The sequence below is a fragment of the Halomonas sp. JS92-SW72 genome, from assembly GCF_003547075.1.
Classification (GTDB): Bacteria; Pseudomonadota; Gammaproteobacteria; order Pseudomonadales; family Halomonadaceae; genus Halomonas; species Halomonas alkalicola.
The window spans coordinates 3,017,357-3,040,713 of sequence record NZ_CP032147.1 but is presented as its reverse complement, the minus strand read 5'-3'; the positions used below and the strand labels follow the sequence as shown (position 1 = coordinate 3,040,713).

Genomic DNA, 23,357 nt, shown 5'->3' with positions numbered 1-23,357 from the left:
GTTACCCCTTGGGCTCCATCGTGGGGCACGGGCTGTGTGGGACGGTAACAAATGGCGCAGGATGGGGTGTCAGGCCCCCTGCGACGGCGCCCGCGGCCTTGGCCGCGGGCGCCGTATCGTTGGTCGCATAGACGATGGTCACAGGGTGGCGCCTGGGGCGACAGGGAGTCCGGGCGCTCAGTCGGCCTTGCGTCGCGGGCTCTTCTTGCGCGGGATGCCCAGGCGCTGGCGCCGCTCCCACAGGGACTTGCGGCTGATGCCGAGCTTCTGGGCCAGCTCCGTCTCGCTCATCTGGTCCTGGTGCTCCAGCACGAAGTGCTGGAAATAGTCCTCGAGGGAGAGGTCGTCCTCGCCGCTGCCCTCGTCGTCGGGGCCGGCGGAGGCCTTGGCGGACTCGGGCTCGGAGGCAAGGGGCTTGCGCGGTGCGGGGGACGCGGCGCTGGGCGGGGAGAGCCCCAGGTCGTCCGGGTGGATCAGGTGGCCCTCGGCGAGGATCACCCCGCGCTCCAGGGCGTTCTCCAGCTCGCGGACGTTGCCGGGCCAGGGGTAGTCGTGGATCTCGCGGCGTGCGGCGCGGGAGAGGCGCAGCCCCTCGCGATCATGGCGGCGACACGCCTTCTCCAGCAGGGCATCGGCGATCAGCAGCACATCCTCCTCGCGGTCGCGCAGCGGCGGCAGGTCGATCTGCATCACGTTGAGGCGGTAGTAGAGGTCGAGTCGGAACTCGCCGGTCTTCGACAGGGCGCGCAGGTCGCGGTGGGTGGCGGCGATCAGGCGCACATCCACGTGGCGGGTCTCCACCGAGCCGATCTTGCGGATCTCGCCCTCCTGCAGCACCCGCAGCAGCCGGGCCTGGGCGTCCAGCGGCAGCTCGCCGATCTCGTCGAGGAAGAGGGTGCCGCCATCGGCGGCCTCGACCAGGCCGGTGCGCGAGGCGCTGGCGCCGGTGAAGGCGCCCTTCTCGTGGCCGAACAGCTCCGACTCGATCAGCGTCTCGGGGATCGCGGCGCAGTTCACGCAGATCAGGGCGGCATGGGCGCGCTTGCTCTGCTGATGCAGGGCGCGGGCCACCAGCTCCTTGCCGGTGCCGGACTCGCCCTGGATCAGCACGGTGACGTCGGCGGGTGCGGTCTTGCGGATGCGCGAGTAGACCAGCTGCATGGCGGGGCAGTTGCCGATCATCGGCTGGGCCTGGCCGCTGGGCTCGGTGATGTCCGGCGGCTCGGCGCGCCGCGAGGCCTGCAGGTGCAGCACTCGGGCCACGGTCTCGAGCAGCTCGTCGTGGTCGAAGGGCTTGGCCACGTAGTCCACCGCCCCCTGCTTCAGGGCATCCACCGCCGAGCGCATGCTGGCGTAGCTGGTCATGATCAGCACCGGCACCGGGGCGGCGCGATGGATCAGCTCGGTGCCTGGTTCGCCGGGCAGGCGCAGGTCGCTGATCACCAGGTCGAAGCGCTGCGGGTCCAGGGCCGTGGCCTCGTCCACCGAGCCGGCCTCCTCGACCCGGTAGTCGTGGCGCTCCAGCAGGCGGCGCAGGGCGCTGCGGATGATGGCTTCGTCTTCTACGATCAGGATCCGGCTCATCGCGGTGTCTCACCCTCCTGTGGGTTCAGCGGCAGCCAGAGGCTGATGCGGGTGCCGCGCTCGTCCCCCGGCGGCGGGGACTCGATCTCGATCTGGCCGTGATGCTCGGCGACGATGCTGTAGACCAGCGGCAGGCCCAGCCCCGTGCCCTGGCCGGGCGGCTTGGTGGTGGTGAAGGGCTCGAAGAGGTGGTCGCGCATCCGTTCGTCGATGCCGTGGCCCTCGTCGGTCACGGTCACCCTCAGCCCGGCCCCCTCGGGGGCCGCCTCGATGACGACCCGGTCGCCGGGGCCGCTGGCATCGCGGGCGTTGCCGAGCAGGTTGACCATCACCTGCAGCAGCCGCTGGGCGTCGCCCTGAACGCGGGGCTCGGCGGGGCAGTGGTTCTCGAAGCGGACATCGTCGCCCGAGCGGGCGAGGTGGATCAAGTGGATGGCCTCGTCGACGACCTCGGCCAGGGAGACCGGGGCAAAGGTCTGTCCGCCCAGGTGGCGCCCCCCGTGGGCGAAGCCGACCAGCGAGGAGACGATCCGCGAGACGCGGTCGGTGAGCTGCTGGATCTGCCCGGCGGTCTCGAGGACCTCGGGGTCCTCGGTGTCGTAGCGCAGGTTCTGGGCCAGCGAGGAGATGCCGGTGATGGGGTTGCCGATCTCGTGGGCCACCCCGGCGGCCAGCTGCCCGATGGAGGCGAGGCGAGCGGCGTGGACCAGTTCGTCCTCCAGCCACTTCATCTCGCTGTGGTCCTCCACCAGCACCACCATGCCGCCGGGCTCGCTGTCGTCGCCGGCGAGCTCGGCCTTGTGCAGGCTGAGGTAGCGGACGCCGCCCTCGAGGGTGACCGGCTGCTTGTAGAGGTGGCTGTGCGACTCGGCCAGGATGCGGCCGAGCAGCTCGCCCCAGGGCGCCGGCAGGCTGTCGCGGCGGGCGCCGATCACGCTGGCGCCGTCGATGCCGCTGAGGGTGGCCAGGGCGTCGTTCCACATCAGCAGCTCGCCGTCCTCGCCGAAGGCGCAGAGCCCCACCGGCAGGCGGGTCAGGGTGCGGCGGTGGTAGCGGCGCAGGCCGTCGAGCTCCCTGGCAAGGCCGGTGAGGCGCGAACGGTAGGCCTCCAGGCGGCTCTCCACATAGTGGATGTCCTCGGTGGCGCCGGTGCTGCCCTGGCGATAGGGCAGGTAGCGGTCGACGATGTCCTGGGCCACCGAGGGGCCCATCAGGCCGGAGAGGTTGGCCTGCAGGCGGTCGCGCAGCCGGCGCAAGGCGTAGGGGCGGCCGTCCAGGGGGGAGAGCCCCAGGTCGTCGAGTGCTCGGTCGACCTCGCGGCGGGCGACCTCGTCGCCCAGGGCTCGGGCCAGGCAGGCCTTGAACTCCTCGCCGTTGGCGGCGTCCAGCGGCAGGCGCTTGGGGCGGATCACCGCGTCCACCGAGCAGGCCTCGGCCGCCGCCCGCTCACCCTCGGAGGTGGGGGTGGCCAGGGAGACGAGGATGAAGACCAGGGCGTTGCTGGCCAGGGAGACCAGGGTGATCACGTACCACTCCGGCTCGCCGGCCAGGGCCTCGAGGCCGGGAGGAATGACCACCAGCGCGGGCAGGCCGGTGAGCAGCGGCCCCCACAGGCCGAGCAGCCATACCAGCAGGCCCACCACCAGCCCCGAGACCATGCCCTTGCGGTTGGCGCCGGGCCAGTAGAGCAGGGCCAGCAGCCCCGGCAGGCACTGGGCCATGCCGACGAAGGCGGCCAGCGCCAGGGTGGTGAGGTCGTGATGCACGCCCACGGTGCGGTAGAAGAGCCAGCCGCCCAGCACCACGGCGCCCACCAGGGCGCGGCGCAGCCACAGCAGCCAGCGGTAGAGGTTCAGCTGGGCCTCGGGGGGGTGGGCCACCAGCAGCACGTGGTTGAGGATCATGCCGGCCAGGGCCAGGGCGATCAGCACCATGGTGGCGCTGGTGGCGGCAAGCCCCGCGATGAAGGCCAGCGACTGTATCCACAGCGACTCCGACAGCCCGAAGGCCAGATAGGCGGAGGGCAGCAGATCGTCTGCGCCGAGGCGCTGGCCCGCCCACAGGATCAGCGGCACCGGCAGCGCCATCAGCAGCAGGAAGAGCGGCAGCGCCCAGCTGGCCTGGAGCAGGGTGTGGCGGGAGTGGGTCTCGGTGAAGGTGATGTGGAAGATGTGCGGCATCAGCAGGGCCGCGGCGAAGAAGAGCAGCAGCAGGGTGCGCCAGTGGGCGGGGTCGGGCTGTATCACGTCGGCCTGGAAGGCCTGGCCGGGGCCGTCGAGCCAGGTCTGCAGGTCGGCGGGGCCGTCGAAGACCACGAACAGCGAGAAGGCGCCGAGGCCCAGCATGGCGACCACCTTGACCAGCGAGGAGAGGGCGATCACCGCCAGCAGGCTGTCATGGTGGCCATCCACGCGGCCCTGGCGGGCGCCGAAGAGCATGGCGAACAGGGCGATCATGGCGCAGAAGGCCAGCGCCAGCAGCGACGGTGAGGCGGCGCCGGTCATCAGGAAGATGGCATCGCCCATGGTCTGCACCTGCAGGGCAAGCAGCGGCAGCACCGCCAGCAGGCTGATCAGGGTGCCGACCCAGCGCGAGCGGAAGCGGAAGGCGAACAGGTCGGAGAGCGAGGCGAGCTGGTAGGTGCGGGTCATGCGCTGGATCGGCACCAGCAGCACCGGAGCGAGCAGGAAGGCCCCGGCCACCCCCAGGTAGTAGGCCAGGTAGCCGTAGCCGGAGGTGGAGGCGAGCTCCAGGCTGCCGTAGATGGCCCAGGCGCTGGCGTAGACCCCGAGCGCCAGGGTGTAGACCAGCGGGTGGCGGGTGATCCGCGTGCCGATCAGCCCGCGCTCCACCGCCAGGGCACAGAGGAAGAGCACCAGCAGGAAGCCGGTGCCCAGGGCGAACATCCCGGCCAGGCTAGCGTTCATCGAGCTTCCTCTTCTGCTCCGGCCACAGGGTCAGCGCGATCAGCCCCCCCCCAGATGATGCTCGGGGAGCCGGTACCAGGCGAGCAACGCCGCGTCAGGCTAGCGTTCATCGAGCTTCCTCTTCTGCTCCAGCCACAGGGTCAGTGCGATCAGCACCCCCCAAATAATAAAGGGGCGATACCAGGCCACGCCGGGGCTGGCCCAGCCGCTCATCATCAGCGGCGAGAGCAGGTAGCCACCGAGCACCAGGAACAGCAGGATGCGATAGACGTACATGGGCGCCTCTCAGTCGGACCGGAGCGCATCGCGCGTTCGGTGTGGCTCGGGGCGGATGCGGGAGACCTCCCAGTGGGCGATGGCCCAGGCGAGCTGCTCCGCCACTGGCGCCCCGCGGAGCCCGGCGGGCGGGGCCTGGTCCAGGGCCACGAGGGCGGCATGCAGCAGGGGGCGCACCGCGTCGCCGTCGGTGGGCAGGGCCGGGGCCAGGTTCTGCTTGGAGAGCTTCTGGCCCCCTTCGCCGATGATCAGCGGCAGGTGCAGGTAGCGCGGCGCGGGGTAGCCCAGGGCGTGCTGCAGCTGGCGCTGCCAGGGAGTGTTGTCGAGCAGGTCGAAGCCACGCACCACGTCGCTGATCCCCTGCCCGGCGTCGTCCACCACCACGGCGAGCTGGTAGGCCCAGAGGCCATCCTTGCGCTTGAGCACCACGTCGCCGAGCTCGGCGGGATCGAAGCGCTGCTCGCCGAAGAGGCGGTCCTGCCAGACCACCGGATGCAGGCCCAGGTCGCTGCGCAGCCGCCAGGCCACTGGCCTGCCGGGCTCGCGCACGCCCTCGCGGCACCAGCCGGGGTAGACCGCATGCTCGCGCCACTGCTTGCGCGAGCAGCTGCAGGGATAGGCCAGGCCGAGTGCAACCAGGCGGTCGAGGGCCGCCTGATAGGCGTCGCCGCGGTCGTGCTGCCAGAGCACCGGGCCGTCCCAGTGCAGGCCGAAGGCCGCGAGCTGGCGCTGGATCTCGTCGGCGGCACCCGGCGGGCAGCGCGGCGGGTCGATGTCCTCGATGCGCAGCCACCACTCGCCGCCGGCGCGGCGGGCATCCAGGAAGCTGGCCAGGGCGGCCACCAGCGAACCGAAGTGCAGCGGGCCCGACGGGGTCGGGGCGAAGCGGCCGCGGTAGTGGCTCATGGGCGGCTCCCGCCATCAGACGCGCGAACGGGCACCCAGGGGTGCCCGTTGCGAGGGTTCATGCAGGCCATCGGCATGCCTGGATCAGCCGCCCAGCTGCTTTTCCTTGAGCTCGGCCAGCGTCTTGCAGTCGACGCACAGGGTGGCCGTGGGGCGCGCCTCGAGGCGGCGGATGCCTATCTCGACGCCGCAGGCCTCGCAGAAGCCGTAGTCATCCTCGTCGATCTTGTCGAGGGTCTCGTTGATCTTCTTGAGCAGCTTGCGCTCGCGATCCCGGGTGCGCAGCTCCAGGCTGAAGCCCTCCTCCTGGGTGGCGCGGTCGGCCGGGTCGGCGTAGTTGTTCGCCTCTTCCTGCAGGTGACGCACGGTGCGGTCCACCTCTTCCATGAGCTCCTGCTTCCAGCCCAGCAGGATCTGGCGGAAGTGCTCCAGCTGCTGCTCGTTCATGTACTCTTCACCCGCCGCCGGCTCGTAGGGGGTGAACTTCTTGGGAGCTTCCGCTTTCTTGTCGGCTACTGGCATGGGACTGCCTCGTTACTTGAGTGACTGCTGATCAATACCTGCCTGGGTGCAAGGTATCTCACGCCAAAGGGATGCTTGTTTAGCGGAAAAACCGGGGGTTTGCAACCTCGCCCTCCCCGCCGGCTGCGGCCTTGCCACCAAAGTCGCTACACTATGGGCCCTCGATCATATGACACTGTGACCACGCCGCGGGAGCAAGGCTCCCTGGCGTCGGTCGTCTGCCACAGGAGCCCGCCATGGCGTGGAATGCACGCATCGATAAGGTTGCCCCCTTCCGGGTGATGAGCCTGCTGGAAACCGCCCAGGCCCGCGAGGCGGCCGGCCACGACGTCATCCACCTGGAGGTGGGCGAGCCCGACTTTCCCACCCCGGCCCCGGTGGTGGCCGCTGGCCAGGCGGCCCTGGCCGCGGGCCATACCCGCTATACGCCGGCGGCGGGACTGCCGGCGCTGCGCGAGGCGATCGCCGGCCACTATGCCGAGCACTTCGGCGCCGAGGTCGACCCGCGGCGCATCCTGGTGACCCCCGGCGCCTCCGGGGCGCTGCTGCTGGCCAGCCAGCTGCTCGCCGGCCCCGGCGACCGCGTGCTGATGGCCGACCCCAACTACCCCTGCAACCGCCACTTCATGGCCCTGGCCGGCGCCGAGGTGGACGCCGTGCCGGTGGGGCCGGCCAGCGGCTGGCAGCTGGATGCCGGCCTGGTCGAGGCCCACTGGCGCGACACCACCCGGCTGGCGATGCTGGCCACCCCCTCGAACCCCACCGGCCATATGCTCGACGAGGCGCAGCTGGCGGCCGTGGCCGCGACGGTAGCGGCCAGGGGCGGCCACCTGCTGGTGGACGAGATCTACCAGGGGCTCTGCTATGACCTCGAGCCACTCTCGGTGGCCGCGATCACCTCGGACGCCTTCGTGGTCAACAGCTTCTCCAAGTACTTCGGCATGACCGGCTGGCGCCTGGGCTGGCTGCTGGCGCCCGAGGCTGCGGTGGAGCCGCTCACCCGGCTGGCCCAGAACGTCTTCCTGGCCGCCCCCACCCCGGCCCAGCACGCCGCCCTGGCGGCCTTCACGCCCGAGTGCCGGGAGATTCTGGAGGCCCGTCGCCATGAGCTTTCGCGTCGCCGCGACGCCCTGCTGGCGGCCCTGGCACCCCTGGGGCTTGCGCCTTCGCTGCCGCCCCAGGGGGCCTTTTACCTGTGGCTCGATATCTCCCGCTACAGCAACGACAGCCAGGCCTTCTGCCGGCGCCTGCTGGAGGAGGAGAACGTGGCGATCACGCCGGGAATCGACTTCGCCCTCGCGGGCGGCGAGCATCACGTGCGCATCGCCTTCACCACCGGCATCGTGCGGCTGGAGGAGGCGGTGGCGCGTCTCGCACGCTTCCTGGCCCGGCAGTAGGGGGCGCGCATGGACTACCCCGAGCTGGTGCCGGGCACGCTGCTGCGGCGCTACAAGCGCTTCCTCGCCGACGTGCGCCTCGACGACGGCCGCGAGGTCACCGCCCACTGCCCCAACACCGGCTCCATGCGGGCCGTGAACGTGCCCGGCTGCCGGGTGTGGCTCTCGCCCAGCGACAATCCGGCGCGCAAGCTGGCCTGGACCTGGGAGCTGATCGAGCTGCCCCAGCCCGATGGCACCCTGGCCGCGGCCTCGGTGCAGACCGGGCGGGCCAACCGCATCGTCGAGGAGGCCCTGCGCGAGGGCCGGGTGCCCGGGCTCGCCGGTTACGCCGACCTGAAGCGCGAGGCAAGGGTGGTGCTGGACGGTGGGCTCTCGGCGCGGCTCGACTTCCGCCTGGACGACCCCGCGCGCGGCGGCGCCTTCGTGGAGGTCAAGCAGGTCACCCTGAAGGAGGCCGACGGCCACGGCTACTTCCCCGACGCGGTGAGCGAGCGGGGCCGCAAGCATCTGGAGGTGCTGGCGGCGCTGGCCGAGCGCGGCCAGCGCGCGGTGCTGCTGTTCTGCGTGGCCCACGAGGGCATCGAGGACGTGGCGCCGGCGGCGCACCTGGATCCCGCCTATGCGGCGACCCTGCGCACGGCGGCGGCGCGCGGCGTGGAGGTGCTGGCGCAGCGCTGCGAGGTGGTGCGCCGGGGCGGCGTGCCGGTGGCGATCCGCCTGGGCCCCTCGCTTGCGGTCTCACTCCATCGCGAGGTGGACCTGCCCCTCGGCGTCGACTGAGATCGGAATCGCCACGAGGCGCCTGCCCTGGCAGGGGCCGAAGACGCACTCGCCGCTCTCGGGCAGGAAGAGGGCGCCGTGCATGGCGCACTGGATCAGCTCACCGCCGGCCTCGAGGAAGCGGTGGGGCTCGGCCTCGAGCGGCACGCCCCGGTGGGAGCAGCGGTTCTCGAAGGCGCTGACCCGGCCATGCACCCGCACCAGGAAGGCCGCACGCCCGTCGGGCAGCGTCACCCCGAGCGCCGCGGTGTCGGCCAGCTGGTCGAGGTGGGCGAGGGGTGCCCCAGGCGGCTGTCTCACCGGTCGATGTAGAAGCGCTGGATGAAGCTGACCCGGGCCGGCTCCGCGTTGCGGTCGTGGAGGACCTCCAGGTCGAAGCGCATCGCCTCGTCGTCGTGGATGCGGAATACCGCTATCTGGGAGGCAGCGTCGCCGCTGCGCAGGGTGCGAAAGCTCAGCGGGGTGCGGGCGTCGCCGCTGGCGAGTCCCCCGACCGTCCCGTTCACCGAGACCGGCAGGGCGCGGGTGGTGCCGTCCTCGCGCTCCTCGAGCACGCTGACGTTGAGCAGCGCCATCACCTGGCTGCGCTGGATATTGTGCTCGCGGGCGACTTCCTCGGGCAGGAAGCTGGTGTTCACCGCGCTGTAGTGGACCTGATAGTTGCCGACCTGCTCGTACTGCTGGGCGGCGGCGGTGCCGGCCAGCAGCATCAGGCCGGCGGCGAGCAGGCCCTTCAGGACGCCTTGCCTCATCGTGAACCCTCTTTGCCGTTGCCGGGTCAGGCGCGTCGGGTGACCCGGAAGATCGCGATTTCGCCGAACAGGTTGGGCCACAGCCGCGAGGTCCAGTGTCCCTCGTGGTCGCCGATGCCCACCGCCCGGTCGACGATGATCAGACCCTTGTCGCGGCAAAGTTGTTCAAAGTCGTTGAAGGTCGAGAGGTGGATGTTGGGGGTGTCGTACCAGGCGTGGGGCAGCGACTTGGAGACCGGCATGTAGCCGCGGATCCCCAGGTGCACGCGATGGCGCCAGTAGGCGAAGTTGGGGAAGGTGATGATCGCCTCGCTGGCCACCCGCAGCATCTCGTCGAGCATGCGGTCGGGGCGGCGCAGCGCCTGCAGGGCCTGGGTCATGATCACCAGGTCGCAGGCGTCGTCATCGAAGTTGGCGAGCCCCTCGTCGAGGTTCTGCTCGATGACGTTGACGCCGCGGGCGATGCAGGCGGTGATGCCGTCCGGGTCGATCTCCAGGCCGTAGCCGGTGACATTCTTGTCGCGCGCCAGGGCCGCCAGCAGGCTGCCATCGCCGCAGGCCAGGTCGAGGATGCGGGCGTTCGGGGGCACCCAGTCGTGGATCAGCTTGAAGTCGGGGCGGTTCATCATGCGCGCGTCTCCAGGCCGAGGTCGCCGGCCACGCGGTCCATGAAGGCGGCGAACACCGCCTGATAGCGGGGTTCCGGCATCAGGAAGGCGTCGTGGCCGTGGGTCGAGTCGATGTTGGCGTAGCTGACCGGCTTGCCGGCGCGCACCAGGGCGTTGACCAGTTCCCGGGAGCGCGAGGGCGGGAAGCGCCAGTCGGTGGTGAAGCTGACCACCAGGAAGGGGCAGGTGGCGGGGGCCAGCGCCCGGGCCAGGTCGCCGCCGTGGGCCGCGGCCGGGTCGAAGTAGTCCAGCGCCTTGGTCATCAGCAGGTAGGTGTTGGCATCGAAGGAGGTGGAGAAGGTGTCGCCCTGATAGCGCAGGTAGGACTCCACCTGGAACTCCACGTCGAAGCCGAAGTTGAGGTCGTCGGTGCGCAGGTCGCGCCCGAACTTGCTGCCCATGGCGTCCTCGGAGAGGTAGGTGATGTGCCCCACCATGCGGGCCAGCTTGAGGCCGCGGCGCGGCACGGTGTCGTGCTCGGTGTACCAGCCGTCGTGGAAGTCCGGATCCGAGCGGATCGCCTGGCGGGCGACCTCATTGAAGGCGATGTTCTGCGCCGATAGCTTGGGGGTGGCGGCGATCACTGCGGCGCTGGCGACCCGCTCCGGGTAGGCCAGCGTCCACTGCAGCGCCTGCATGCCGCCCAGGCTGCCGCCGATCACCGCGGCGAAGCGCTCTATCTCCAGGCGATCGGCCAGCCGCGCCTGGCTGTTCACCCAGTCGCCCACCGTCATCATGGGAAACTCCGGCCCCCACAGCCGGCCGCTCTCGGGGTTCTCGCAGCTGGGGCCGGTGCTGCCGTGGCAGCCCCCCAGGTTGTTGAGCGAGACCACGAAGAAGCGGTTGGTGTCGATGGACTTGCCGGGGCCGATATGGGCGTCCCACCAGCCCGGCTTGCGTTCGTCGTCGCGGTGGTAGCCGGCCGCATGGTGGTGGCCGGAGAGCGCGTGGCAGATCAGCACCGCGTTGGAGCGTTCGGCGTTGAGGGTGCCATAGGTCTCGTAGACGAGGTCATAGGCCGGCAGCGTCCTGCCGCAGGCCAGGGCCAGGGGGTCGTCGAAGTGCGCCGTCTGGGGCGTCACCAGGCCGACCGAGTCACCAGGAAACTCGGGCATCAGTCGTTCCGTGTCCAGTCGTTGCGGTGGGCGCTGAGGGCGGGCCTCAGAGCCCGACCAGGGCGCCGGCCACGCCGGCGGCGCGGGTCAGTGAACCCACCACGATACCATCGATCAGGCTGATGGCGATGAATGCCACGATGGGCGACAGATCGATCATGCCGAGCGGCGGGATCACCTTGCGCAGCGGCGCCATGATCGGCTCCACCAGCTGCATCACCAGCAGCGCCCCGGGATGGCTGGCGTTGGGGGAGACCCAGCTGAGGATGATCATGGCGATCAGCGCGAAGAAGTAGATCTTCAGGATGGCGTTGGCCAACGCCGCCACCGCGCCGATGGCCACGGCGGCGACCGGCGCCATGCCGAAGCCGGCCATCTGCAGGATGACGATAATGCTCACTGCCTTGATCACGAAGCCGGCGGCCAGGGTGGCCATGTCGAAGCGACCCAGCACCGGGCCCAGGAAGCCCTGAAAGGGGCGCACCGCCGGCTGGGTGATCTTGACCACCGTCTGGCTGATGGGGTTGTAGTAATCGGCCTGAGACGCCTGCAGCAGGAAGCGCAGCATCAGCAGGAAGATGTACAGGTTGACCAGCGTGTTGATCAGCAGCAGGCCGGCATTTCCCATGAGGGTTCCTCCATGTCGTGGGCAGGCCGCCGCCCGGCGGCCCCTTGAAACTGATCCTGGAACTAGAACTGATCCTGGAACTAGCGGCCGCCGAGCTCGGCGGCCATCTCACGGGCGCGTGCTGCGCAGGCGTCCATGGCCTCGGCGATGATGCGGCGCAGCTCGGCCGCCTCGAGGTGCTCGATCGCGCGTTCGGTGGTGCCGCCCGGCGACATCACGTTGCGCTTGAGCTCCGCGGGGGACTTGTCGCTGGCCATGGCCATCTTCGCGGCGCCCAGCGCGGTCTGCATGGCCAGGCGGCGGGCCGTGTCGGCAGGCAGGCCCAGCTTGACGCCGGCCTCTTCCATGGCCTCGAACATCAGGAAGAAGTAGGCCGGTCCGCTGCCGGAGACGGCGGTGACGGCGTCGAGCAGGTGCTCCTCCTCGACCCACTCCACCAGGCCCACGGCCTCCATCAGTTCGGTGGCCAGGGCCCGCTGCTCGTCGCTGACGCGGGCGTTGGCACAGAGGCCGGAAGCGCCGGCGCCCACCAGGGCCGGGGTGTTGGGCATGCAGCGGACCAGCGGCAGGTCGCCGCCCAGCCAGGCCTCCAGGGTGGCGGCATCGAGGCCGGCGGCCACCGAGATGATCAGCGGGCGCTGGCGCTGCACCACGCCGGCCAGCCCCTCGCAGACCTCCTTCATGATCTGCGGCTTCACCGCCAGCACGACCACATCGGCCTGGGCGACCGCGGCAACGTTGTCGGTGTTGGTGTGAATGCCGTAGCGCTCGTGCACCGGGGCCAGGAAGGCGTCGCTCGGGGAGGTGGCGGTGATCGCGGAGGGCGAGAAGCCGCTGTCGATCATGCCGCCGATGATGGCGCTGGCCATGTTGCCGGCGCCGATGAAGGTGACTCTGGTGGCCATGGGGGTGTCCTGTATCGCTCGTCGAATGGAGCCGGTGGAGCATCCGGCGGCTACGTTGTTCGGTCGGTGCTCAGCGGGGTGGTTCGCGCTCCCCGAAGATGGCGGTGCCCACCCGCACCAGGGTGGCGCCCTCCCGCACGGCGGCCTCCAGGTCGCTGGTCATGCCCATGGAGAGGGTGTCCAGCGGCGCCCCGGGGAAGCGGCGGCGCAGCGCCTCCAGGGCCTCGCGCAGGTGGGCGAAGGGCTCTCGCTGGGCCTCGGGGGTCTCGGCCGGGGCCGGGATCGCCATCAGGCCGCGCAGGCGCAGGCGCGGCATCGCCAGCACGGCCTCGGCCAGCGCCGGCAGCTCGGCGAGGCTCACACCGGACTTGGTGGCCTCGTCGCTGATATTGACCTGCAGGCAGACCTCGAGCGGCGGCATTGCCTCCGGGCGTTGATCGTTCAGACGCCGGGCGATCTTCTCACGGTCTACGCTGTGTACCCAGGTGAAGTGTTCGGCCACCTCGCGGGTCTTGTTCGACTGCAGCGGGCCGATGAAATGCCAGACGATGCCGTCGAGGTCGGCCAGCTCGGCCTGCTTGGCCAGCGCCTCCTGGACATAGTTCTCGCCGAACTCGCGCTGGCCGAGATGCCAGGCCTCGCGGATCAGCGCCGCCGGCTTGGTCTTGCTGACCGCCAGCAACTGCGCGCCCTCGGTCGGCCGGCCGGCATCCGCCAGGGCCGCGGATAGGCGCCGGCGCACCGCGGCCAGCGATTCGGCGAGGGGGGTGGAGGCAGAAGGGGCCGTCATGTGGCAAGCTCTGTCATACTGAACATTACAAGATGTCACCAGGGCTTCGGGAGCAAGGGAAAACGCATGGATATTACCGAACTGCTGGCGTTCTCGGCAAAACAGAAGGCCTCCGACCTGCATCTTTCGGCGGGCCTGCCGCCGATGATCCGGGTCGATGGCGACATTCGCCGCCTGAACGTGCCAGCCATGGAGGACCGCGAGGTCCGCAAGCTGATCTACGACATCATGGCCGACCGCCAGCGCCGTGACTACGAGGAGTTCTTCGAGACCGACTTCTCCTTCGAGGTGCCCGGCGTGTCGCGCTTCCGTGTCAACGTCTTCAACCAGGCGCGTGGCGCGGGCGCGGTGTTCCGTACCATTCCCTCCGAGGTGCTGACCCTGGAGGACCTCGGCCTCGGCACCGTCTTCCGTCAGCTCTCCATGCTGCCCCGCGGCCTGGTGCTGGTGACCGGTCCCACCGGCTCGGGCAAGAGCACCACGCTTGCGGCGATGATCGACTACATCAACGATAACCGCTACGAGCACATCCTCACCATCGAGGACCCGGTGGAATTCGTTCACCGCAGCAAGCGCTGCCTGATCAACCAGCGCGAGGTGCACCGCGACACCCACGGCTTCGCCCCGGCGCTGCGCAGCGCCCTGCGCGAGGACCCCGACGTGATCCTGGTGGGTGAGCTGCGTGACCTGGAGACCATTCGCCTGGCGCTGACCGCGGCGGAGACCGGTCACCTGGTGTTCGGCACCCTGCACACCACCTCGGCGGCCAAGACCATCGACCGGATCATCGACGTCTTCCCCGGTGATGAGAAATCCATGGTGCGCTCGATGCTCTCGGAGTCGCTGCAGGCGGTGGTCTCCCAGACCCTGCTCAAGCGCATGGGCGGCGGGCGCGTCGCGGCCCACGAGATCCTGATCGCCACCGCGGCGGTGCGCAACCTGATCCGCGAGGACAAGGTGGCGCAGATCTACTCGGCCATCCAGACCGGCGGCAACCTGGGCATGCAGACCCTCGATGCCTCGCTGGCCAAGCTGGTGGCGGACAACGTGGTGGCGCGCGACGAGGCGCAGGCCAAGGCCAAGGGCGTGCTGGCCAACTGACCGGGGGTCGGCCGCGCGGCAGGGAACAACGGGGAAGAGGAGCAGGGACATGACGGCGAAAGAGTGGCTCTACCAGCTGCTGGATATCATGGTGCAGAAGGAGGCGTCGGATCTGCTGATCTCGGTGAATGCACCGCCGACCCTCAAGATGGCCGGCAAGCTGACTCCCCTGGGCGACCAGGGGCTCTCCGTGGCCCAGGTCGACGAGCTGGTCAGCGCGTCGATCCCGGAGGCGGTGATGGCGCGCTTCCAGGTCGAGCGCGAGGCCAACTTCGCGCTCAGCCTCAGGGACAAGGGGCGCTTTCGCGTCAGCGCCTTCCAGCAGCGCAACCAGAAGGCGATGGTGATCCGGCGCATCGCCTTCGAGATCCCCCACCTGGAGGAGCTGTCGCTGCCGCCGGTGCTGGGCGAGCTGGCCAACAACAAGCGTGGCCTGGTGTTCGTGGTGGGCGGCACCGGTACCGGCAAGTCGACCACCCTGGCCTCGATGATCCAGCAGCGCAACGAGACCCTGGGGGGCCATATCATCAGCGTCGAGGATCCCATCGAGTACGTGCATCCGCACAAGAAGGCGATCATCAACCAGCGCGAGGTGGGCATCGACACCGACTCCTTCGAGGTCGCGCTGAAGAACACCCTGCGCCAGGCGCCCGACGTGATCCTGATCGGCGAGATCCGCACCCGGGAGACCATGGAGCATGCGCTGACCTTCGCCGAGACCGGCCACCTCTGCCTGGCGACCCTGCACGCCAACAACGCCAACCAGGCGCTGGATCGCATCATCCACTTCTTCCCCCACGAGCGGCACGAGCAGATCTGGCTCGACCTCTCGCTCAACCTGCGCGCCATCGTGGCCCAGCAGCTGCTGCCCACGGTGGATGGTGGCCGCTGCCCGGCCATCGAGATCATGCTCAAGTCACCGCTGATCGGCGATCTGGTACGCAAGGGCGAGGTCAACGAGATCAAGAACGTGATGTCGCGCTCCCGAGACCTGGGGATGCAGACCTTCGACCAGGCGCTCTACGACCTCTTCCGGGCGGGCAAGATCACCGAGGAGGTGGCGCTGGTGCACGCCGACTCGGCCAACGACCTGCGCATGATGATCAAGTACGGTGACGCCGGCAGCGAAGGGCTGGCCCAGGCACGCGAGGCGGCAAGCCAGCTCTCGCTCAAGCGCGACGAGGACTTCTGACCCGGCAGGGCGGCGGCCGGCCCGCCCCTGGCGCCGTGGCTCAGGGGGCGTAGACCCCGCCCAGCACCCGGGGGCCGGCGGCGCCGGTGACCGAGGGCAGGTTGCCGGGCATGCCGTGCAGCCTTCGCCAGGCCAGCCAGGCGAAGGCGCCGGCCTCCAGCCAGTCGGCCGGCCAGCCCCACGCCTCGCTATCGGCAAGGCGCGAATCGGGCAGGTGCCGGTCGAGCCTGGCCAGCAGGTCGCGGTTGTGGGCGCCGCCGCCGCAGGGAATCAGCCGCGCAGCGGTGGGAGCCTCGAGTCGCTCGCGCGCCATGGCCACCGCCAGCGCCACGCTCTGTGCCGTCAGCTCCGCCAGGGTGGCCTGCACGTCTTCGGGGCGCTCCTGCCCCGTCAGGTGCCCCTCCAGCCAGTCGAGATGAAACAGCTCGCGCCCGGTGCTGCGGGGCGGCGGCAGGTGGAAGAAGGGCTCCGCCAGCAGCCGACCCAGGAGTGCCTCGTCTACCCGCCCCGAGGCCGCCCAGGCGCCGTCGGCATCGAAATCGCCGCCGCGATGGCGGGCGTGCCAGGCGTCGAGCAGGGCGTTGGCCGGCCCCGAGTCGAAGCCGAGCGGGGCCCTCGGGTCCTCGGCGGGTGGCAGCAGGGTCAGGTTGGCGAAGCCGCCGAGGTTGAGCACCAGCCGCCACTCGCCGGGGGCACGAAACAGCGCCTCGTGGAAGGCGGGCGCCAGGGGAGCCGCCTGGCCGCCGGCCGCCAGGTCGCGGCGCCGGAAGTCGGCCACCACGCAGCGCCCGGTCAGCTCGGCCAGCAGGCTGGGGTTGTCGAGCTGCAGGGTATAGGCGGGCCCGCCGGCGTGCCCCTGTGGGGCGTGCTCGATGGTCTGGCCGTGGCTGCCGATGGCCTCCACCGCCTCGCGGGGCGTGCCGCTCGCCGCCAGCAGCGTGGCCACGGCCTGGGCCTGGAGCCGGCAGAAGGCGTCCTCCGCCGCCGCCAGCTCGGCAAAGCCTGCCCCCGCGGCGTGGCACAGCGCCCACAAAGATTCGCGCAGCGCCGCGGGCATCGGCTCGGCGTGGGAGGCCAGCAGGCGGGGGCAGCCGCTGGCTGAGGTGTCGTCTATCTCCACCAGGGCGGCGTCGATACCGTCCAGGCTGGTGCCGGACATCAGGCCTATATAGAGGGACATGGCACTCTCTCGGGTCGTTGGGGCGTCACCGCAAGGCGTCGACTCATGCTACCATCCTGGCCCAATCGATGGCCCCCGCCGGGGCCCGGCAACCGTACACGTGGAGTAGGAGACAATGAGCGACGTGGCTAGCGCACTGGCGCTGCTCAAGCGAGGCACCCAGGAGATCCTGCTGGAAGAGGAGCTGATCAAGAAGCTGGAGTCCGGGCGCAAGCTGCGGATCAAGGCGGGCTTCGATCCCACCGCCCCCGATCTGCACCTGGGGCACAGCGTGCTGCTGACCAAGATGCGTCAGTTCCAGGATCTCGGCCACCAGATCATCTTCCTGATCGGCGACTTCACCGGTCGTATCGGCGACCCCACCGGCAAGAACGTCACCCGCAAGCCGCTCACCGAGGAGGAGGTCCGCGCCAACGCCCAGACCTACAAGGAGCAGGTGTTCAAGATCCTCGACCCGGAAAAGACCGAGGTGCGCTTCAACTCCGAGTGGTTCGGCGAGCTCACCGCCGCCAAGATGATCGAGCTGGCGGCCCAGAGCACTGTGGCACGCATGCTCGAGCGCGACGACTTCGATAAGCGCTACAAGGCGGGACAGCCGATCTCCATCCACGAGTTCCTCTATCCGCTGGTGCAGGGCTACGACTCCGTGGCGCTGGAGGCCGACATCGAGATGGGCGGCACCGACCAGAAGTTCAACCTGCTGATGGGGCGCGAGGTGCAGAAGCACTTCGGCATGACGCCCCAGGTGGTGATCACCATGCCGCTGCTGGAAGGGCTGGACGGCGTGCAGAAGATGTCCAAGTCGCTGGGGAACTACGTCGGCGTGGACGAGGCGCCGGGCGCCATGTTCAACAAGCTGGTCTCCATGCCGGACAGCCTGATCTGGCGCTACTTCGAGCTGCTCTCGCTCAAGTCCAACGAGGAGATCGAGTCGCTCAAGCGTGACGTCGAGGGCGGTGCCAATCCCCGGGACATCAAGATGATCCTGGCCCGCGAGCTGATCGCGCGTTACCACGGCGAGGCGGCGGCGGCCAATGCGCACCGCTTCGCGGGTAACCAGCTGGCCGAGGGCGAGCTGCCGGAGGATCTGCCCGAGGTGGAGGTGGGCTTCGAGGGCAGCGAGCAGGCGCCCATCGCGGCGGTGCTCAACCGCTCCGGCCTGGCCAACAACAGCGCCCAGGCCAAGGACATGCTCGGCAACGGCCGGGTCAAGGTGGATGGCGAGGTGGTCGAGCGAGATCATATGTTGGCGACCGGCCAGAGCTACGTGATCCAGGCGGGCAAGAAGCGCTACGCCCGGGTGACGCTCAAGTAGTCGGACATGATCCGACTGGCCCAGGCCAGTGGACGCTGCGCCCGCCCAAGTGCGGGCGCAGTCGTTTCCGGTCGCCGTTCGCCGATCTATCCACAGCCCCTTTCGCCGCGGCGCTGTGGATGGTTCGGGCGGTGTGCTGACTCCCCGGATTCGCCGTTCTGCCATTATCCTGAAACTTTTTTACAGAGAGGGCTTGCCCCGGGCCGGGGGAAGCCGTAAAGTACGCATCCGCTGCCGGTGACCAGCAAGGTTGCAGGCGGTAACAGGTGGTAGAAGTGGTTGTTCTGCTTCGGGTTTTTGAAAGTTTCGAAAATCTACTCGCTTGACACGCGCCGCGGATTCGCTAGAATGCGCACCACTTGTTCTGCAGGGCTCGCTGAGGGCTCTATTCGCAGCGCCTCGGCAGGATGAGGTAGGCAGTCAGCGGAAATCGGACGGGGTGCTGAGCACCGCCCACCGCCGCTTGACACGCTGAAGCGAATCGGTAGAATACGCCTTCCTCGCAGGGCGCTGGCGACAGGGCGGCCAGTGCCACGCCGGCGGCCAGGCCGGTGAGGGCAAACTTGGTCATCTTCTTCATGTGGTGCTCCCTTCTGGAGATTGTTGTGTTGTTGTCATGCGTTCAAACAAGGAAGGCGGTCACGTCCCCGGTGGGGCGTGACCATGACGTCAGTGGGCGGTCCAGCCTCCATCCACCATCAGGGCGCTGCCCGTGACCAGGGCAGCAGCGGGTGAGGCGAGGAAGACGACGGGGCCCATGACGTCCTCCAGCTGGCCGAGTCGTCCCAGCGGGATCTTGGCCAGCACGGCTTCCAGGAAGCCGGGCTCCTGGAAAAACGGCGCTGTCATTGGTGTCTCGATGAAGGTGGGACAGACGCTGTTGACGCGTATGCCCCGCGGCCCGAGTTCTACCGCCATGGCCCGGGTCATGCCTTCCACGGCGGACTTGGAGGCGCAGTAGAGGCTGCGATTGGCCGCGCCGACGTGGCCCATCTGCGACGATACGTTGATGACGCTGGCGCCCTGGGGCATGTGTTCGACCACGGCCTGAGTCAGGAAATAGAGGGCGCGCACGTTGAGGTCCATGACGGCGGCATAGTCCTCGGCACAGACCTGGTCGATCGGCTTGGGGCGGTTGGTGCCGGCGTTGTTGACCAGGATGTCGAAACGACGGCCACGCAGCGCGCTCTGCACCGCGTCCAGGTCCTGGACATCCAGGGCCAGCGCCTCGGCCTGATGGCCGGCTGCCTGCAGCGCCGCGACCAGCTCGTCGAGACGCTGGGCGTTGCGTGCCACCAGGGTAACGGCCGCACCGGCCTGCGCCAGGGCGCAGGCCGCCGCGAGCCCTATGCCCTGGCTGGCACCTGTCACCAGGGCTCGGCGGCCATCCAGACGCAGGCTTGGCGTGGTCGGCAACTTCATGCGTCAACCGCGGAAGCGTAGGGGACGTCGCGCTTGCCGTAGCGGCGCACGCGCTCGTTGGCCTGCTCGCCGTGCCCGGCAAAGCCCTCCAGGGCACAGAGGCGTGAGCAGTAGCTGCCGATCTCGGCCGATGCCTCGTCGGTCAGCACTCGCTGATAGGTACAGGTCTTCAGGAACTTGCCGACCCACAGCCCGCCGGTATAGCGCGCCGCTTTCTTGGTGGGCAGGGTGTGGTTCGTCCCGATCACCTTGTCGCCGTAGGCCACATTGGTGCGCGGGCCGAGGAAGAGCGCGCCATAGTTGGTTAGTCGCTGCAGGTAGAGCTCGGGATCTTCGGTCATCACCTGCACATGCTCATAGGCCATCTCGTCGGCCACCTGGAGCATCTCCTCATGAGAGTCGCAGACGATGATCTCGCCATAACTCTCCCACGCCTGACGGGCAATTTCTGCCGTGGGCAGCTTGGTGAGCAGCTCATCGATGGCGGCCATGGTCTCCTTGGCGAGAGCCTCGGAGTTGGTCAGCAGGGCGGCCGGTGAGGTGGGGCCGTGCTCGGCCTGGCCCAGCAGGTCGGTCGCACACAGGAGGCCGTCGACCGTATCGTCGGCGATGACCAGCGTCTCGGTGGGGCCCGCGAAGAGGTCGATACCGACCCGGCCGAAGAGCTGTCGCTTGGCTTCGGCGACGAAGGCATTGCCCGGACCGACCAGCATGTCGACCGGCGCGATGCTCTCGGTGCCGATCGCCATGGCGCCAACCGCCTGCACGCCGCCAAGTACCAGAATCTCATCGGCGCCGGCCAGGTGCATCGCGGTGACGATGGCCGGGTGCGGCTTGCCCTTGTAGGGAGGGGCGGCCGCCACGACCCGCTTGACGCCGGCCACCTTGGCCGTGAGTACGCTCATGTGGGCGGAAGCGACCATGGGATAGGCGCCGCCAGGCACATAGCAACCCACCGCATTGACCGGGAGGTGCTTGTGGCCCAGCACCACTCCGGGGCGAGTCTCCACCTCGACGGTCTGCATGGAGGCCAACTGGGCCTCGGCGAATTTTCGAATCTGGGCCTGGGCGAACCGAATGTCCTCGAGATCCTGTGCGGAGACTTCCGACATGGCCTGCTCGATCTCGGCCTGGGTCAGCCGGAAGGAGGCCGGCGACCAGCTGTCGAACTTTTCGGATAGCTCGCGGACGGCATCGTCACCCCTGGCTTCGATGGCGGCGAGGGTCTGCTCGACAGTTTCCCTGACCTTGCGGTCGGCCTCGGCTCGGGCCTCGGTGGACGTACCTGACTTGAGATGGCGAATCATGGGCTGCCCCGTCTGTTTTCTGCGAAGTGTGTGGCGAAGCTTGTTCGACTAGGTTCAAAACTAGTCGTCTTTGCATACGAATGCAATGACTGGAGCTGAAAGCGGTTCAGGCAGGCAGTAACGAGACTATTGCTTTTAATACAGTTAGTTACTGATGTATTGTCGAATGAGGTACTGGGTGAGTAAGGGTCGCTTGCGACTATCGTCTAGTACTGTCTGGACGTGCGCTCCCCGTCGGCAGCCAAGGCATGCTTAGGTGTGAGGTGTGTGCTGGCGAAGCTTGCATGCGGGGGATTCATGCTTATATTGAATACGTATTCATGCATGCTCTGGAGAGTGACGTCCCTGCCAGTGCCGGGTCGCGTACTCATCGATATGCTGTCATCGTCACGACCTGGCTTGCGTCGACTTGCCTGGACGCTGAAGACTGCCCAGTTGGAGTTCGCGAGTCCCAGGTGACATCGCTGCAATAACAACCACATACCGAACAGGAGTCGAGCCCATGACAATGCAGGTAGGCGTGGCGGGAGCCGGGTTGATCGGTCGGGCCTGGGCCATCGTGTTTGCCCGGGCCGGATTGCCGGTCACTCTCTACGATGTGGACCGGGACGCGCTGAGCAACGCCTTGGGCGCCATTCGCCAGTCCCTGGAAGACCTCCAGCGTGCCGGCCTGGTCGAGGCGGTGGAACCGATCATGGCACGTATCCACACGGAGGCGAGCCTCGCCGAGGCGATGGCCGGCGTTGTCTACGTTCAAGAGTGTGGCCCAGAGGACTGCACGCTCAAGCAGCAGCTCTACGCCGAGCTGGAGTCCGTGGTGTCGGCCGAGACCATCCTGGCCAGTTCCACCTCGGGGATCGCGGCGTCGCGCTTCACGAGCCACCTCGAACATCCGGAACGTTGCCTGGTGGCTCACCCCGTCAATCCGCCCTATCTCATTCCGCTGGTGGAGGTGGTACCGACACCCGCTACCGCGGACGCGGCGGTTGAACGTACCCTGCAGCTCATGGAGAGCGTCGGGCAGGCGCCCATCCTGGTGAGAAAGGAGCTGTCGGGCTTCGTGCTCAATCGCCTTCAGGGCGCGCTGCTCAACGAGGCACTCCGACTTTATCGTGACGGTTATGTTTCCGCTGAAGACCTCGACAAGACGGTGCGCCACGGGCTCGGGTTGCGTTGGGCCTTCATGGGCCCCTTCGAGACCATCGACCTCAACGCCCCCGCTGGTGTGGTCGACTACGCCCGGCGCTACGGACCGCTATATCGGGAAGTCGACCGCGAGCGTGGCGGTGATGACCCCTGGGCGAGCGACACCCTGGCTGCCTTGAGCCAGGAGCGGCGAGATCGGCTGCCCGGCGCGGCCATTGCCGAGCGCCAGGAGTGGCGCGATCGCCGCCTGATGGCGCTGAGTGCTCATCTGCGCGCTCAGGCGGACGGCTGACCCCTTTGGCTGCCCGCTGGGCAGCCGAAGGCCTTCTGCCTGTGATCTGAACCAATGCTTATATACGCTTCCCATCTGACCGTTGAGTAGGGTCCATGAAGAAGAAATCCGTGACTTCCCGCGAAGTCGCGCAGCTTGCCGGTGTTTCGCAGTCGGCCGTCAGTCGCTGCTTTTCACCCAATGCCAGCATCTCCGACAAGACCCGAGAGAAGGTGCTAGAGGCTGCCAGGCAGCTCGGCTATCGCCCCAATACCATCGCCCGCTCCCTGATCACGCGTTCGTCGCGCACCATCGCCGTGGTGGTCTCTCAGCTGGATAATCCCTTCTATGCCTTGACCCTGGCGAAGGCTTCCCAGTACTTCCAGGCCGAGGGCTATCACCTCCTGCTGTTTCTGGTGAGCGATGATGGCAATACCGAAGGCATCATGTCGGAGATTCTCCAGAGCCAGGCCGAAGGGATCCTGATGCTTGCGGCGTCGCTGGCGACACCCTTTGCCCAGGAGTGCGTCGACCGCAGCATTCCGGTGGTGATGATCAACCGGACCGTCGATTCTGCCGGGGTCAGTCAGGTTTCCGGCGATAATTACCATGGGGGCTACTGGGCGGCACGCTACCTGGTCGCCCAGGGTCATGCGCGTATCGCTTTCCTTAACGGTTTGCCGACGTCCTCTACCGGGGCCTATCGTCGGCGCGGTTTTCTCGATGCCCTGGCGGAGGAAGGCGTGGCGTGTTGGGCCGAGGAGTGTGGGGATTACCGATTCGACAAGGCGTGCGAGGCGACGCGTCGCCTGTTCGCGGCACCTCCCTATCCCGATGCCATTTTCGCCGCCAATGATCATATGGCCATTGCCGTCATCGAAACGCTGCGATCCGAGTTTGGCCGCCGTGTGCCGGAAGACGTTTCGGTGATCGGCTTCGATGATACGCCGGTGGCATCCTGGCCCAGCTACCAGCTGACCACGGTGCGTCAGCCACTTGAAGAGATGGTGGCCACGGCATCGAGGTTGCTGCTGGAGCAGATTCGTGAAGGCCAGCTCTCCCCGGTGCAGCTTACCCTCCCCGTGGTTCCCATCATCAGGAGCAGTGTCCGCCGCGCAGTCTGAGGGCTTCCGGTGAGGTCCTCTCCTTACCGTACAGAGCGCCCGCCAT

23 protein-coding genes are annotated in these 23,357 nt (G+C 68.5%); 7 read left to right on the top strand and 16 right to left on the bottom strand.

Annotation, left to right across the window (positions count from 1 at the left end; all coding sequences use genetic code 11):
* Nucleotides 1–177 precede the first annotated feature (177 nt).
* From D1793_RS14240 to dksA, 5 genes are all read right to left on the bottom strand, one after another.
* On the bottom strand, nt 178–1,584 hold the full coding sequence (locus D1793_RS14240) for a sigma-54 dependent transcriptional regulator (RefSeq protein WP_119022747.1): 1,407 nt from the start codon (nt 1,582–1,584) through the stop codon (nt 178–180).
* Nucleotides 1,581–4,511: an ATP-binding protein gene (locus D1793_RS14235; RefSeq protein WP_119022746.1), complete on the bottom strand. Its 2,931-nt coding sequence runs from the start codon at nt 4,509–4,511 to the stop codon at nt 1,581–1,583. The genes D1793_RS14240 and D1793_RS14235 overlap by 4 nt, the downstream gene beginning before the upstream one ends.
* 99 nt (nt 4,512–4,610) lie before the next feature.
* The gene (locus D1793_RS19500) at nt 4,611–4,787 is read right to left on the bottom strand and encodes a hypothetical protein (protein WP_162899978.1); all 177 of its coding nucleotides are present in this window, start codon (nt 4,785–4,787) and stop codon (nt 4,611–4,613) included.
* Nucleotides 4,788–4,796: 9 nt separating this feature from the next.
* The gene (gene gluQRS / locus D1793_RS14230) at nt 4,797–5,693 is read right to left on the bottom strand and encodes a tRNA glutamyl-Q(34) synthetase GluQRS (protein ID WP_119022745.1); all 897 of its coding nucleotides are present in this window, start codon (nt 5,691–5,693) and stop codon (nt 4,797–4,799) included.
* A gap of 84 nt (nt 5,694–5,777) precedes the next feature.
* Nucleotides 5,778–6,215, bottom strand: a complete 438-nt coding sequence (gene dksA, locus D1793_RS14225) for an RNA polymerase-binding protein DksA (protein ID WP_119022744.1) — start codon at nt 6,213–6,215, stop codon at nt 5,778–5,780.
* A gap of 236 nt (nt 6,216–6,451) precedes the next feature.
* Between dksA and D1793_RS14220 the strand changes: the two genes are divergently transcribed.
* Both D1793_RS14220 and sfsA read left to right on the top strand, forming a co-directional pair.
* Entirely contained in the window at nt 6,452–7,612 is a 1,161-nt protein-coding gene (locus tag D1793_RS14220; RefSeq protein WP_119022743.1) for a pyridoxal phosphate-dependent aminotransferase, read from the top strand.
* 9 nt (nt 7,613–7,621) lie between these two features.
* Nucleotides 7,622–8,395, top strand: a complete 774-nt coding sequence (gene sfsA, locus D1793_RS14215) for a DNA/RNA nuclease SfsA (protein WP_119022742.1) — start codon at nt 7,622–7,624, stop codon at nt 8,393–8,395.
* Here the strand turns inward: sfsA and D1793_RS14210 are convergent.
* From D1793_RS14210 to D1793_RS14180, 7 genes are all read right to left on the bottom strand, one after another.
* Nucleotides 8,354–8,695, bottom strand: coding sequence for a Rieske 2Fe-2S domain-containing protein (locus D1793_RS14210; protein WP_119022741.1), 342 nt, complete (start codon nt 8,693–8,695; stop codon nt 8,354–8,356). The genes sfsA and D1793_RS14210 overlap by 42 nt on opposite strands.
* Nucleotides 8,692–9,147, bottom strand: coding sequence for a DUF4426 domain-containing protein (locus D1793_RS14205; protein ID WP_119022740.1), 456 nt, complete (start codon nt 9,145–9,147; stop codon nt 8,692–8,694). Before D1793_RS14205 ends, D1793_RS14210 begins: the two co-directional genes overlap by 4 nt.
* A gap of 26 nt (nt 9,148–9,173) precedes the next feature.
* Entirely contained in the window at nt 9,174–9,773 is a 600-nt protein-coding gene (metW, locus tag D1793_RS14200; RefSeq protein ID WP_110070055.1) for a methionine biosynthesis protein MetW, read from the bottom strand.
* Nucleotides 9,773–10,930 (bottom strand): homoserine O-acetyltransferase, encoded by a 1,158-nt coding sequence (locus tag D1793_RS14195; protein ID WP_119022739.1) that lies wholly within the window; start codon nt 10,928–10,930, stop codon nt 9,773–9,775. Before D1793_RS14195 ends, metW begins: the two co-directional genes overlap by 1 nt.
* A gap of 46 nt (nt 10,931–10,976) precedes the next feature.
* Nucleotides 10,977–11,558 (bottom strand): YggT family protein, encoded by a 582-nt coding sequence (locus D1793_RS14190; protein WP_119022738.1) that lies wholly within the window; start codon nt 11,556–11,558, stop codon nt 10,977–10,979.
* A gap of 80 nt (nt 11,559–11,638) precedes the next feature.
* Nucleotides 11,639–12,463, bottom strand: coding sequence for a pyrroline-5-carboxylate reductase (proC, locus tag D1793_RS14185; RefSeq protein WP_119022737.1), 825 nt, complete (start codon nt 12,461–12,463; stop codon nt 11,639–11,641).
* A 70-nt stretch (nt 12,464–12,533) separates the two neighbouring features.
* A complete protein-coding gene (locus tag D1793_RS14180) occupies nt 12,534–13,253 on the bottom strand; it encodes a YggS family pyridoxal phosphate-dependent enzyme (RefSeq protein WP_119022736.1) in 720 nt (239 codons plus the stop codon).
* Nucleotides 13,254–13,319: 66 nt separating this feature from the next.
* On the opposite strand from D1793_RS14180, the gene D1793_RS14175 reads away from it, so the two are divergent.
* Together D1793_RS14175 and D1793_RS14170 are read left to right on the top strand one after the other, a co-directional pair.
* Nucleotides 13,320–14,354: a type IV pilus twitching motility protein PilT gene (locus D1793_RS14175; RefSeq protein WP_119022735.1), complete on the top strand. Its 1,035-nt coding sequence runs from the start codon at nt 13,320–13,322 to the stop codon at nt 14,352–14,354.
* A 49-nt stretch (nt 14,355–14,403) separates the two neighbouring features.
* Nucleotides 14,404–15,546 (top strand): PilT/PilU family type 4a pilus ATPase, encoded by a 1,143-nt coding sequence (locus tag D1793_RS14170; protein ID WP_119022734.1) that lies wholly within the window; start codon nt 14,404–14,406, stop codon nt 15,544–15,546.
* 40 nt (nt 15,547–15,586) lie between these two features.
* On the opposite strand, the gene D1793_RS14165 is transcribed toward D1793_RS14170, so the two are convergent.
* A complete protein-coding gene (locus D1793_RS14165; protein WP_119022733.1) occupies nt 15,587–16,726 on the bottom strand; it encodes an anhydro-N-acetylmuramic acid kinase in 1,140 nt (379 codons plus the stop codon).
* 115 nt (nt 16,727–16,841) lie between these two features.
* On the opposite strand from D1793_RS14165, the gene tyrS reads away from it, so the two are divergent.
* Nucleotides 16,842–18,041 (top strand): tyrosine--tRNA ligase, encoded by a 1,200-nt coding sequence (gene tyrS / locus D1793_RS14160; RefSeq protein WP_119022732.1) that lies wholly within the window; start codon nt 16,842–16,844, stop codon nt 18,039–18,041.
* Nucleotides 18,042–18,426: 385 nt separating this feature from the next.
* Here tyrS and D1793_RS14155 read toward each other — a convergent pair whose 3' ends face one another.
* The 3 genes from D1793_RS14155 to hisD form a co-directional block, all read right to left on the bottom strand.
* Nucleotides 18,427–18,621 (bottom strand): hypothetical protein, encoded by a 195-nt coding sequence (locus D1793_RS14155; protein ID WP_119022731.1) that lies wholly within the window; start codon nt 18,619–18,621, stop codon nt 18,427–18,429.
* An 89-nt stretch (nt 18,622–18,710) separates the two neighbouring features.
* The gene (locus D1793_RS14150) at nt 18,711–19,463 is read right to left on the bottom strand and encodes a glucose 1-dehydrogenase (protein ID WP_119022730.1); all 753 of its coding nucleotides are present in this window, start codon (nt 19,461–19,463) and stop codon (nt 18,711–18,713) included.
* Nucleotides 19,460–20,770: a histidinol dehydrogenase gene (hisD, locus tag D1793_RS14145; RefSeq protein WP_119022729.1), complete on the bottom strand. Its 1,311-nt coding sequence runs from the start codon at nt 20,768–20,770 to the stop codon at nt 19,460–19,462. Before hisD ends, D1793_RS14150 begins: the two co-directional genes overlap by 4 nt.
* Nucleotides 20,771–21,272: 502 nt before the next feature.
* On the opposite strand from hisD, the gene D1793_RS14140 reads away from it, so the two are divergent.
* Together D1793_RS14140 and D1793_RS14135 are read left to right on the top strand one after the other, a co-directional pair.
* The gene (locus D1793_RS14140; RefSeq protein WP_205527554.1) at nt 21,273–22,208 is read left to right on the top strand and encodes a 3-hydroxyacyl-CoA dehydrogenase; all 936 of its coding nucleotides are present in this window, start codon (nt 21,273–21,275) and stop codon (nt 22,206–22,208) included.
* Nucleotides 22,209–22,303: 95 nt separating this feature from the next.
* Complete coding sequence (locus D1793_RS14135) at nt 22,304–23,311, top strand: LacI family DNA-binding transcriptional regulator (protein WP_119022728.1); 1,008 nt, start codon at nt 22,304–22,306, stop codon at nt 23,309–23,311.
* The last annotated feature ends 46 nt before the right edge of the window (nt 23,312–23,357 follow it).